The organism is Psychrobacillus sp. NPDC058041, assembly GCF_042885655.1.
Classification (GTDB): Bacteria; Bacillota; Bacilli; order Bacillales_A; family Planococcaceae; genus Psychrobacillus.
The window spans coordinates 249,257-261,896 of the sequence record NZ_JBHVRO010000002.1; the positions used below are offsets into that span (position 1 = coordinate 249,257).

Annotated in this window: 9 protein-coding genes; 8 read left to right on the forward strand and 1 reads right to left on the reverse strand. The window is 33.5% G+C overall.

Annotation, left to right across the window (positions count from 1 at the left end; genetic code table 11):
- Positions 1 to 114: 114 nt before the first annotated feature.
- Positions 115 to 660 (reverse strand): GNAT family N-acetyltransferase, encoded by a 546-nt coding sequence (locus ACFVR1_RS03760; protein ID WP_387580542.1) that lies wholly within the window; start codon positions 658 to 660, stop codon positions 115 to 117.
- Positions 661 to 1,012: 352 nt separating this feature from the next.
- Here ACFVR1_RS03760 and ACFVR1_RS03765 point away from each other — a divergent pair, with 352 nt between their 5' ends.
- From ACFVR1_RS03765 to ACFVR1_RS03800, 8 genes are all read left to right on the forward strand, one after another.
- Positions 1,013 to 2,683 (forward strand): diguanylate cyclase domain-containing protein, encoded by a 1,671-nt coding sequence (locus tag ACFVR1_RS03765; protein ID WP_387580544.1) that lies wholly within the window; start codon positions 1,013 to 1,015, stop codon positions 2,681 to 2,683.
- A gap of 35 nt (positions 2,684 to 2,718) precedes the next feature.
- On the forward strand, positions 2,719 to 3,390 hold the full coding sequence (locus ACFVR1_RS03770) for a response regulator transcription factor (protein ID WP_387580547.1): 672 nt from the start codon (positions 2,719 to 2,721) through the stop codon (positions 3,388 to 3,390).
- A complete protein-coding gene (locus ACFVR1_RS03775) occupies positions 3,387 to 4,751 on the forward strand; it encodes a sensor histidine kinase (RefSeq protein WP_387580549.1) in 1,365 nt (454 codons plus the stop codon). Before ACFVR1_RS03770 ends, ACFVR1_RS03775 begins: the two co-directional genes overlap by 4 nt.
- 278 nt (positions 4,752 to 5,029) lie before the next feature.
- Entirely contained in the window at positions 5,030 to 7,834 is a 2,805-nt protein-coding gene (locus ACFVR1_RS03780) for a 2-oxoglutarate dehydrogenase E1 component (RefSeq protein WP_387580551.1), read from the forward strand.
- 135 nt (positions 7,835 to 7,969) lie between these two features.
- Complete coding sequence (gene odhB / locus ACFVR1_RS03785; RefSeq protein WP_387580553.1) at positions 7,970 to 9,196, forward strand: 2-oxoglutarate dehydrogenase complex dihydrolipoyllysine-residue succinyltransferase; 1,227 nt, start codon at positions 7,970 to 7,972, stop codon at positions 9,194 to 9,196.
- A gap of 367 nt (positions 9,197 to 9,563) precedes the next feature.
- Entirely contained in the window at positions 9,564 to 9,761 is a 198-nt protein-coding gene (locus tag ACFVR1_RS03790) for a DUF6501 family protein (RefSeq protein WP_387580555.1), read from the forward strand.
- A 50-nt stretch (positions 9,762 to 9,811) separates the two neighbouring features.
- Positions 9,812 to 10,675: an ATP-binding protein gene (locus ACFVR1_RS03795; RefSeq protein WP_387580557.1), complete on the forward strand. Its 864-nt coding sequence runs from the start codon at positions 9,812 to 9,814 to the stop codon at positions 10,673 to 10,675.
- Positions 10,676 to 10,684: 9 nt separating this feature from the next.
- Entirely contained in the window at positions 10,685 to 12,568 is a 1,884-nt protein-coding gene (locus ACFVR1_RS03800; protein ID WP_387580560.1) for a vWA domain-containing protein, read from the forward strand.
- Positions 12,569 to 12,640: the final 72 nt, after the last annotated feature.

Below are 12,640 nucleotides of genomic sequence, written 5' to 3' on the forward strand. Positions count from 1 at the left end.
CAGGGTCTTTTTCATACAATTATTAATTATCCTGAAACGGCTCTAATTGCTTTTCACAAAACGAAAAAACAACCTATCGTCAAATATATATTTGACGGGAGTTTATACTTTACGTCACATCGCTTGTTCTTCTTCAGTATTATCTTGAAGCATAACTAAATGGAATAAATCTTTCGGAATATAGTATAAATCGAATATATCATTCTCTTTATTAATTTCTTCATAAATAGCTGGATGTGTAGAATTTGCTTTTAATGCATAAGGAAGTTTTTCGGTAGCACGTATACTTTTTAAATTATTTTTTCGTATACGTAAAAATATTGTGTGGATTTCTGTTTCAAAAAACATTTCTTGCAAAAATTGTTCTTTGGCTTTTTTATTATACCCAAGGCCTTGAAAAGGTTTGCCAATCCATGTACCAAGAAATCCTGCTCCATTATCTATATCAAACAAATTAATTGTTCCGATTGGTTGACCAAAATCGCTGACAATTGTTCTTGAAATCGCTAATCCATTTTCTTCATCTTCCATTAATTGTTTCGTCATGAACCAATATTCATCCGCTGAACTTGCTTTTTGGCGTACATAGGCAAGGACGGTTGGTTCAGACAGTAAATCATAAAGAGCTGTACATTCATGTAAATCACGTTTTCTAATCAAAAAAAGCGCCCCCCAAAAGAACCGTAAATGAGCAGTATCATCCTAGGTCCCTGAAATTTTTCATTTCGAATTGCATAAAAAATTTCGGGGTAGGAATCGAACCTACTAGGACCAGCTCAAAACCGGTGGCGCACCATTTGCCTTCCCACGACAAAGCGAACTTTGTCTTATAAAATTATTTGCTTTTATAATATACTAAGTTTTAATCCATTTGCATAGAAAAAACTCTTAAAAAAAATGTTAATTTTTTGTGAAGAAATTTTTTTGAAACCAATTTAAATACTTGTATCTTTTTTTTGAAATACATATGATGGAAGGATAAGAATCAACTGATTGGAGATCGTATGATTAAATGACTCAAAAAATAATTACACCAACTCAATTTAAATTATTATATGATTTATCTGAAGATTATGTGTTTCTTATGAAGAAAAAACATAATTCATTTGTTTATGAATGTATCAATCGAAAAGCAGAAGAAATTTTTTCTGTGAATCCATTAAATAAGAAACTTGAAGAATGTTTAGACGAATTCCACTATAAAACTATTATTAATAATTATAATCGTGCTATTTTAGAGAGAAAATCTATTTTTTATCAAGATCATTATTGTCTTATGAACATAACTTATGTCAACGAAACTACAGCTATTCCTATTTATGATGGTGAAGATCAATATATTTTAGCGATGACTAAAGAAATTTCACGTTCCGAAGAACTTAAAAGTTCCACATATATACTGGAAAGTTTTAAAAAAGGTATAACTGGAGCTGCTTTAGTTGCAATGACAAGCAAAGAAGGAATTATTGAAATGGCAAATCAACTATTTGAAAAGACTTGCCAGTTTGAACAGAAAGAAATATTGGGTAAATCTATCCGAATAGTAAACTCTAACTTTCATGATGAGACTTTTTTTGAGGAAATGTGGAACACTGTTAAAGCAGGTGATATTTGGCGAGGTGAGATTAGGAATCGTACAAAATTTGGTTCTTTTTATTGGGTTGATGCCAATATAATTCCTATTCCCAATGAAAATGGAGAGATTGAAAAATACTTAACCATTCAGTTTGATATAACCGAAAAGAAAAGAATTATTGATGCATTAAGAAATATAGAACGAACCTTTACACTCATTACAGAGTATTCTAATGACCTTATTGCAATTACAGATGAGGAAGGGTATTTGCTATATTCCTCTCCTAGCCATGAAACTATTTTACAATATGATAAAGAAGAGTTGTTAGGAACAAACTATTTAGGTCAAATAGCGAAAGATAAAGATCAACTTATTCATTTAAAAGAAAGAATCATTGCATCGATTGACGAGCAGTCTGCTGTTCGAACAGAATTATTACTTAATACGAAAAATGGTAAAACAATTTGGACAGATACTTCCATCACTTCTGTTAAAAGAAATTTGGACGGGGATTCGGAGAAATGGTTTGTAATTGTTTCTAGAGAAATAACAGAGAAAAGAGAAATGCAAGATAGGCTTAAGTTTATGGCTTATCATGACAGCTTGACTGGATTACCAAATCGCCGTTCTTTTCACGGGGATTTCTCAAAAGCTATACAATCAGTATCGCCTCTTAATCCTCATATCGCACTAATTTACATTGATGGAGATGATTTCAAATCAGTAAATGACGAGTTTGGACATGATGTTGGAGACCAATTCTTAGTTCATTTTGCAGAAAAATTAAAGCAAAGTGTTAACTTTGAATACAAGGTATATCGAATTGGTGGAGATGAATTCGTAATAATCGTTGATCGGATGAATGATTATACAGATGGATATAGTGAAAAGGTACAAACGATTGTTCATGCTATTCAAAATTCCTTAAAGCAGGGGTGGACCATTAATGAACATCTATTTACACCTACTTCTTCTATTGGAATATCTGTTTTTCCAAATGACGGTACTAGTCTGGCTGAATTATTAGACAATGCAGATCAAGCATTATATACTGCAAAGAAACTTGGAAAAAATAACTTTATCTACACGTATGCCGTTCAAAATTAAAATTGAACGGCTATTTTAAAAGGTGGTTAGTAGGTATGAAGCGCCATATATTATTAATTGAAGACGAAGTAAATATTGCAAAGTTTGTAGAATTAGAACTTAAGCATGAAAACTTTGAAGTTACAGTTTCTCATGATGGTAGAGAAGGTATGGATCACGCACTTATAAATAATTATGATTTGTTATTAGTTGATCTTATGCTGCCAAGTTTAAATGGACTTGAGATTTGCAGAAGAGTTAGAAAACAAAAAAATACACCAATTATTTTAATCACCGCCCGTGATGCCATAATTGATCGAGTCTCAGGGTTAGAAGCAGGTGCGGATGACTATGTAGTAAAACCTTTCGCAATTGAAGAATTGCTTGCAAGAATTCGGGCAGTTTTGCGTAGAGTTGATGGAGAAGGGAACCTGAATTCTAAAATAGTAATGTCCGATTTATCCGTTGATAAACATGCTCATCAAGTTTTTTATCAAGACAATGAGATTGAACTAACAAAAACTGAGTATGATATGTTGGTTTTATTAATGGAAAATAAAAATAAAGTTCTTTCTAGAGATGTGATTTTAGAATCGGTTTGGGGTTACGATGCTGAAACGGAAACAAATGTTGTAGATGTTTATATCAGACATCTAAGAAGAAAGTTATTAGGTGCTTCTCATTTGATCGAAACGGTAAGAGGGGTTGGGTATGTGATGCGTCTATGAAAAACTGGTCACTCCAAAAAAAGTGGACATACAGTTCCGCTATTTCAATTTTTTTTAGCTTCCTCTTAATGTGTGTCATACTTTACTTTTCAATTTTTAATTGGATGCTTATATCCGAGAAGAAGATTGCTCAAAATACATTGAACGAAGTTGTGCTTTTTCTACAATCGAAAGGTCCGTTCATTACTATTCAAGATATAAGTAGAAATCATACGTTGTTAAACCAAATAGTCAATCAAAAACAATCTATTCGACTATTGAACAAAGATGGAATAGAACTACTCCGAATAAATGATGCAAGTAATTTTCCTAATTTCACAAAAGAAACGTTATCGGATTTTTCTCGAGAAGTGATAAATAATCAGCATGTATATTTTAAAATGGAAGAACTTAATTTTGGAACTTTTTCGGGTTATGTTGAAATTTCGCATAGCTTAGAAAATTTTTCTCAGCTCATGAATTATATTTTAATCGCAATGGTAATTTTTGCATTAATTTCTCTTTTAATATCTGCTCTTATTGGGTATTCCCTTTCATCTGTTTTGCTAAAACCTATTAAAGAACTTAGAGATGAAATGCAGAGAGCAAGTCAGAATAAGTTTTCCAAAGAAGTAAGCTTTCATTATTCATCTAAAGATGAACTAGGTGAATTGTTATTAATATACAAAGAACTTATGAATGAAGTATCTGAAACGATTAAAAGACAGGATGAATTTATTTATAATGTGTCACATGAATTGAGAACGCCGATTCAAGTAGTTGAGGGACATTTGTCTCTTCTAAATCGTTGGGGGAAAAATGAACGTGAGGTCCTAGAAGAATCGTTAAATATATCGTTAGAAGAAATTCAAAAAATGAAAAAACTCATGGAAGAAATGTTGAATCTTGCGAAAAGGGAACATGCAAAAGAAATTAGTCAAACAAATATATTAAAAGTAATCTTGCTTTTACAAAAAGAATATAAATTGATAAATCCTAAAGTAACCATTTCTACAGAAATTGATCCTGTGTATAGTGTTAATATTCAACAAACCGCATTACTTCAAATTATTAGAAACCTGGTAGACAATTCAATTCGTTATAACGAAAATGATCCAAATATATTTATCTCAGTAAACCAAGATTCTAAGAATATTATTATTTCCATAACTGATAATGGAATTGGAATATCTAGTCATCAAATTACAAAGATTTTTGAAAGATTTTATACGGTAGATGAAGCTAGAACAAAATCCAAAGGTGGAACTGGTTTAGGTTTAAGTATTGTAAAAATGTTGGTATTGGAATATGGGGGGGAAATTGATGTAGTTAGTAATTTGGGGGATGGTACAACTTTCCGGGTTCATCTCCCATATAAATAGAAGTAGATGATGTTTTGAGACAAATGAAAAAAGTTTTTGCAAAAATCCTTATTTAATTTACAGAAAACCATTGTATTTTTTCTCGATAGTAGTAAGATGGTAATGGAAAAATCGTTCTTTCAAAAGGTTCTTTAAGTACTCTTGAAATAATGGTAAACTATAAATGTGTGTAGAGTTGTATGTTTTACACAGATATCGTTGTTTTTATTCAAATTATTTTATTATTGTATTTTTATCATCAATGCCTAAAAGGCACAAAATGTTGGAGGTTTTTTTAAATGTCGAACAATCAATCACCTTGGTCAGCTTTTTCTGGTCCTAACCTTGGTTATGTAATGGAGCAGTATGATTTATATCTTCAGTCTCCGGAAGAAGTGGATAGTGAATTAGTTACTCTATTTCAACAATATGGTGCTCCGTCCATCGTAACTTCTTCAGAATTAAGTAAAAATCCATCTAACGCAGCAGTATCTTCGAATGATTTTGATAAAATCGTTCGAGCTATTAAGCTTGCGGATGCTATTCGTTCATCTGGTCATCTTGCTGCTAATATATATCCACTCAATGATGGACCAAAAAACGAATCAAAAATTGATATTAAAACTTATAATTTAACAGAACAAGATTTAAAAGAAGTGCCAGTTTCTTTTCTTATTTCTAATGCACCAAAAAATATTTCAAATGGTTTGCAAGCAATAGAACACTTAAAAGCAGTATATACAAATAATATTGCTTTTGAAATTGCTCATATTGTTGAACCGGAAGAACGTGCATGGTTACAAAACCGAATCGAAAACGGCGTTATTAAAGAAAACCTATCAGCAGATGATAAGAAAAAGTTATTACTACGTTTAACACAAATTGAAGGCTTCGAGAAATTTATACACCGCACTTTTGTTGGCGCTAAACGTTTCTCCATTGAAGGCTTAGACACTTTAGTAGTACTAATCGATGAGTTGGTACGTCAATCGGATAAAACACAAACTAAACAAGTTAATATTGGAATGGCCCACAGAGGACGTCTAAATGTATTAACACATGTTTTAAATAAACCATATGAAATGATGTTTGCGGAATTTGCACATGTTCCAACTGAATCTTTTTTACCAAAAGATGGGTCACTGGAATTATCGGAAGGATATTATGGAGATGTAAAATACCATAAAGGTGCATCTTATCATTCAAAATCTGGATTAACTGTCAAGTTAGCGTATAATCCATCCCATTTAGAAGTTGTAAGTCCAATTGTTACAGGTCAAACTCGTGCTGCACAAGAGTCAACTAGTAAGCCAGGATTTCCAGTACAAGATAAGAATGCATCATTCGCAATATTAATTCACGGAGATGCGGCATTTCCAGGTCAAGGTATTGTAACTGAGGTATTAAACTATAGTCGTGTTCGTGGATTCCAAACTGGTGGGTCTATTCATATTATTGCAAATAATATGATTGGATTTACAACAGAGGCTTATGATTCCCGTTCTACTTATTATTCTTCTGACCCAGCTAAAGGATATGAAGTTCCTATAATTCATGTAAATGCAGACGATCCTGAATCTGTATTAGGTGCTGCTAAATTTGCTCATGAATACCGTAAACAATTTGGAAAAGATATTGTTATTGATCTACTAGGATACCGTCGTTATGGTCATAATGAAATGGATGAGCCATTAGTGACAAATCCTACTATGTATCATCTTGTTCACAAACATCCAACTGTTAGAGAAATATATGGTCAACAATTAGTTAATGAAAATTTAATTGATTCTAAGGAAATAAAATCTTTAGATGAAACCATCTTTAATGGTATGCAAAAAACATATGACAGAGTAAAAGAACTTCCACAATCAACAGCTCATGATATTATCATTCCAGAGGCAGTATTGAATGGTATGCCTGAAATTCAAACAGGTGTTGCTGAGCCACAACTAGTGAAGATAAATGAAGAGTTACTTTCTTGGCCAAAAGACTTTACAGTCTTTAAAAAATTAGGGAAAATTTTAAAACGACGTGAAGAACCGTTTAATAGTAAAGGTAAAGTGGATTGGGGTCATGCGGAAACACTTGCATTTGCTACTATTTTACAAGATGGGACTTCTGTTCGTTTAACGGGTCAAGATGCACAACGTGGAACTTTCTCTCATAGACACTTAGTGTTGCATGACGAAACTAATGGAGCAGAATTGACTCCAATGCATTCTATAAGTGATGCAAAAGCTTCATTTGTCGTTTACAATAGTCCATTAACCGAAGCTGCAGTATTAGGTTATGAATTTGGATACAATTTAGAGGATAGTAATTCCTTATCAATTTGGGAAGCACAATATGGTGATTTTGCAAATATGGCACAAGTTATGTTTGATAATTTTATCAGTGCTGCACGCTCAAAATGGGGCTTGAAATCTGGATTAGTTATGTTATTGCCTCATGGTGCAGAAGGGCAAGGTGCAGAGCATTCAAGTGCTCGACTAGAGCGATATTTACAACTTGCTGCAGAAAATAACTGGACAGTTGCGAATCTATCAAGTGCTGCAAACTATTTCCATATTTTACGTAGACAAGCGAAAATGTTAAAAGAAGAAGCAATTCGTCCATTAATTATCGTTTCTCCAAAATCATTGTTACGTCATCCGTTAGTAGGTGCAGATGTAGCAGACTTAACAACAGGTCAATTTGAAACAATAATTGAGCAACCTGGTCTAGGGGAAAATACGAAGAAAGTAAAAAAACTTGTATTTGCAAGCGGTAAATTGGCAATTGATTTAGCTGATAAAGTAAAAGATGGAACTGGATATGAGCATATGCATATTGTTCGTATTGAACAATTATATCCTTTCCCAACTGAAAAAATTCAAGCAATTATCGATCGTTATCCAAATGCGAAGCAATTAGTTTGGGCTCAAGAAGAACCGAAAAATCAAGGTTCTTGGAATTTTGCGCTACCATATTTACTAGAACTAGCGAATGGAAAAGATATCTCTTACGTAGGACGTGTAGATCGTTCAAGTACTGCTGAAGGGGATATTGATACTTATAAAGTAGAACAAGCGCGTATAATAGAAGAAGCAGTTAAAGGCATTTAACTCAATCCAGCTCATTGTTGCGAGCTCTTGCGCAGAAACAAAAAAATGTCTTATGCGAAGGGCTTTGCGCTGAAGCTGTACGTAAGTACGCAAAGGCGATATTAATGTAAGGATAATTTAGAGGAGGAAATTCAAGTGGCAGATATTATAGTTCCAGAATTAGCAGAATCAATTACAGAAGGTACCATTGCACAATGGTTAAAACAACCAGGGGATACAGTTGAAAAAGGTGAATTCATCGTTGAACTTGAGACAGATAAAGTAAATGTAGAAGTAATTTCTGAAGAGGCAGGAGTTGTAAGTGAATTACTTGCAGCAGAAGGAGATACAGTACAAGTAGGTCAAGTAATTGCAAGAGTCGGAGAAGGTTCTGGTTCAGCTACACCATCACCATCTACTGAAACAGAAGCTCCACCAGCTGCTGCACCAGTTGAAGAAACAAAATCAGCACCAGTTGCGGTTGAAACTACTTCTGAACAAGAACGTACCATTGCAAGTCCTGCAGCACGTAAATTAGCTCGTGAAAAAGGCATTAACTTAAGTGAGATTTCACCAGTAGATCCAATGGGACGTGTACGTGTACAAGATGTTTCTGCTCATGGAACTGCACCTGCACCAAAAGCAGCTCCAGCGCCAGCTGCTGCGGTTTCTCAAGAAGATGATGGTCGTTTTACTCGCGAGAAAATGTCTCGCCGTCGTCAAACAATTGCTTCTCGCTTGTTAGAAGTAAGACAAAGTACTGCAATGTTAACTACATTCAATGAGATTGATATGACTAATGTTATGGCATTACGATCTCGTAAAAAAGACAAATTCTTCGATGATCATGATGTTCGTCTTGGATTTATGTCATTCTTTACAAAAGCAGTTGTTGCTGCACTTAAAAAATATCCATATGTAAATTCTCAAATCGATGGAGATTATATTGTAAAAAATAACTTCTATGATATTGGAATTGCAGTATCAACAGAAGGTGGATTAGTTGTTCCAATCGTTCGTGATGCAGATCGTAAAAACTTTGCAGAAATTGAAGATAATATCGGCCAATTAGCGAAAAAAGCGCGTGATAATAAATTAGCTCTTTCTGATATGGCGGGTGGATCATTTACAATCACTAACGGTGGGGTATTCGGTTCATTACTTTCTACACCAATCCTTAACGGTACACAAGTTGGGATTCTTGGAATGCACACAATCCAAAAACGTCCGATCGCTGTTGGAGATGAAATCCAAATTCGTCCAATGATGTATGTGGCATTATCTTATGATCACCGCGTAATTGACGGAAAAGATTCAGTTGGATTCTTAAAAATGGTAAAAGAGCTTCTAGAAAGCCCAGAGGACTTAATGTTAAATTCTTAATTGTTGGTAAAAAAGACTCCCTTATTGGGAGTCTTTTTTGAAATACAAGAAAGCATATTAACTTTTGTGCTATGAACCTAGTATTTATGGTATTTTTCATTACTATTACATGAACAGGTTGATCTCCGCCGTAGCGGAAAGCAACGACATTCATACGCTACTCTTCCTAAAATGACCGGGCATCTTTGCCTGGTTTTTCTTATTGGGATAAATGTAATTTTCTAAGAATCGATCAATCAACTTAGATAATCGATCAATCAGCATTTTAATTTATCTTATATTTGTTTAAAAGAAGTAGTCACCACTATATGCTACCGTTGAAAAAAAATGAATACAATCGTATACTATAAGTAAAGGAAGTGGTTAGATGATACATACAAATTGGGCAACTAAGCCAACACTTAAAACAGTTACATGTGTTCATACAGATGCTAAAAAATTCTTAGTGAGTAATGTATTAACTGTTGGAAAAACATATGAAGTAAAAAATGAAACAGAAGAGTTCCTGTTTGTGATTGACAACACTGGTAAAGTCGGCGGCTACTACAAAGAATATTTTCAATAAAAAACCGATGAGTTTCATCGGCTTTTTTTATTAGAGGGAGATTTTTAAATATGATTAATCTAATCGAAAATGAAAAAAAGGTTCGCTCAAATAGAATCCACAGTGAGGAAGATCAGCAATTAATAGGAACTGGTGGATATCTATCACCTAATGATTATTTACTAAATGATGTTTTAATTGCTGTGACTTTGAAAAAGCCTGTGTTACTAAAAGGTCCTACTGGGGCAGGGAAAACAAAGCTTGCAGAAACAATATCTCAAGTTTTTTCGCAACCTGTACAAAGTATTAACTGTTCTGTAGATTTAGATGCAGAGGCATTAATAGGATTTAAAACAATTGTTTTGAAGGATGGCCATAACTCTATTGAATTTATAGAAGGTCCTGTAATTGAAGCGATGAAAAAAGGTCATATTTTATATATTGATGAGATCAATATGGCGAAATCAGAGACATTACCCATTTTACATAGTGTACTTGATTATCGAAGAATGTTTACAAATCCTTTTACAGGAGAAGTAATTAAAGCTCATCCTGATTTTTCAGTGATTGCAGCGATTAATGAAGGTTATATAGGCACTACACCTATGAATGAAGCTCTAAAAAATCGATTTGTTTCATTTTCAATTCCTTATATTTCAGGAGGATTACTCGAAAATCTTTGGAATGCACTATATCCTACTGCATCAAAAGAAATGCATGCTCTAATGTTAAATTTGGCAGAAGATTTAATGAGCCAGGTGAAGCAAGGATTACTTTCCGAGGAAGCAGCATCTATTCGAAGTTTACAACATGCAATGGAGCTTGCGGAATACATTGAACCAATTAGAGCGATCAAATATGCAATAGCTGAAAAATTAGAGGATGAACAAGAGAAAAAACTTGTTTTAGAACTAGCCTCTTCTTGGATAAAGTGAGGGATGTAGATGCCCTCTGTAAACCGTTTTATACAATTTAACAATGAGACAATCGATGCAAGACAATTAATGCATTATGAAAATGTAGCTAAGGCATTAACGAAAAACTCAATACTAATGGTTAATGAGCGAAAGTTATTGGAATTTCAACCTGAAGAACAGACTATATCAATTAGTGTGTTTTGGCGTCATAGAGAAGAATCTTTAATGGATGCAGGTAGACTATCCGATATTTACTTATTGGCGGAAGGATTTTGGAAAGAATTTGATGTTACTACATGGGAAGAATACATCACTGAACGTCAGGATAAATTAGCAAAATGGATGGATCAACTAGTTTTTTGTTTAGAAGAGTTTCGTTTAGTTGAAAAGATACAGAAAAAAAGATTAGGTACAGTTAAACTATTTAATAAGCGAATACAAATGTACTTATCCTTTCATAAACAACAATTAATAGTAAATACTCAAAAAGGTTTTTTGGCAGATGCATTTATTAGTTATATTTATATATGTCTTTATGAAGGCACTATGCATGTAAGTGGACCTGAGATATTCAAACAGGCTAATAACATTATCCAAAAGATCTATGAAAATAAAGATACCCGAACCTCTATAAACATAGTGTATGAACTATATTATTTATTAAATGAAGATATTAAGGAAGATACCTTGCATGAATATTACTCCGTCATTTCATCTATCAATTTGCCTAAAACCGACTTTCATTATCACCAAGGGACGAAAGATTCTGAAGTTGGAGAAGATGGAAAAAAAGATACGATAGAAGAAATATTCCGTAGCTGGCATCGTGAAAATGAACAGGAAAATGGAGTTCATTTGCAATTTGAACTTGAGCATGGGAGAGATGGGAAAGCAGATCACAGTATTTCAGCAGAAGAGGGCAAAGAAGGTCATGAAATTACAGAGATTGGCCACGGCCAATCAATAGGGAGTACAACTGAAGCAAAACAAGATAATGTATCAAACAAGGATTCAAATGCATTAAAAAAAGCAGGGAATGCATTTGGGAAAGAACATACACATGTTGTTTATGAAGAAAAACGATTAAATTCTAATTCCACTACTACAGATAAAATGTTGTTACAAACATATCGACAGGAACAAGCTCCATACGTAAAAGCTTTTGTTGAAGAAATGAAAAAGCGTATGGAACAGAAAAAGATAGAGAAACGAGTAAATTTATCAAAAGGGCGTTTATCATCAAAACAAACTGTACTTTGGACTGAAGAACGACCTAAACCATTTTATAAAAAGACAGCTCCAAGTACACAACTAAACGCTGTATTTGGACTACTTGTAGATGGTTCTGCATCCATGCAAGATAAACTAGAAGAAACAAAAAAAGCAGTGCTTTTATTTCATGATGTGTTAACGAAATTACGAATTGCCCATGAGATTGTATTGCATTATGAAGATGCGTATGAAGCTTCAGAAACAAGACAACCAAATACTTTTGAATGGATTCATAAATTAGAGGATTCGCAAAAAGACAATGGTATGAAAATTCTCTCGATTGAGGCACATGAAGATAATAGAGATGGATTTGCCTTAAGATGGATGGGAAAAAGGTTAGAGCATAGGACTGAAAAGCACAAATTCATCCTCATGTTTTCTGATGGAGAGCCATCTGCTTTTGGATATGCTCAAAATGGTATAATGGATACAGCGGAAGCAGTAGTTGAACTTGAAAGGATGAATATATCTGTCCTTCATTTATTTTTAAATGATAACGAAGCATCTGAGGAACAATTGAGTCTGTTTCATTTAATTTTTGGAAAGAAGACAGCAACTGCTTCATCTTTAGAAAAATTTTCAGATGAGACGTTAAGACTACTAAAAAAAATGCTACATCATGTAGTAAAAAGCTCGTAACAGTATGGCTTCTAATAAAAGTTGATTCCTCCAAATGAAGAGAATATGAAAAATTCTAGAAGGCAATTAATT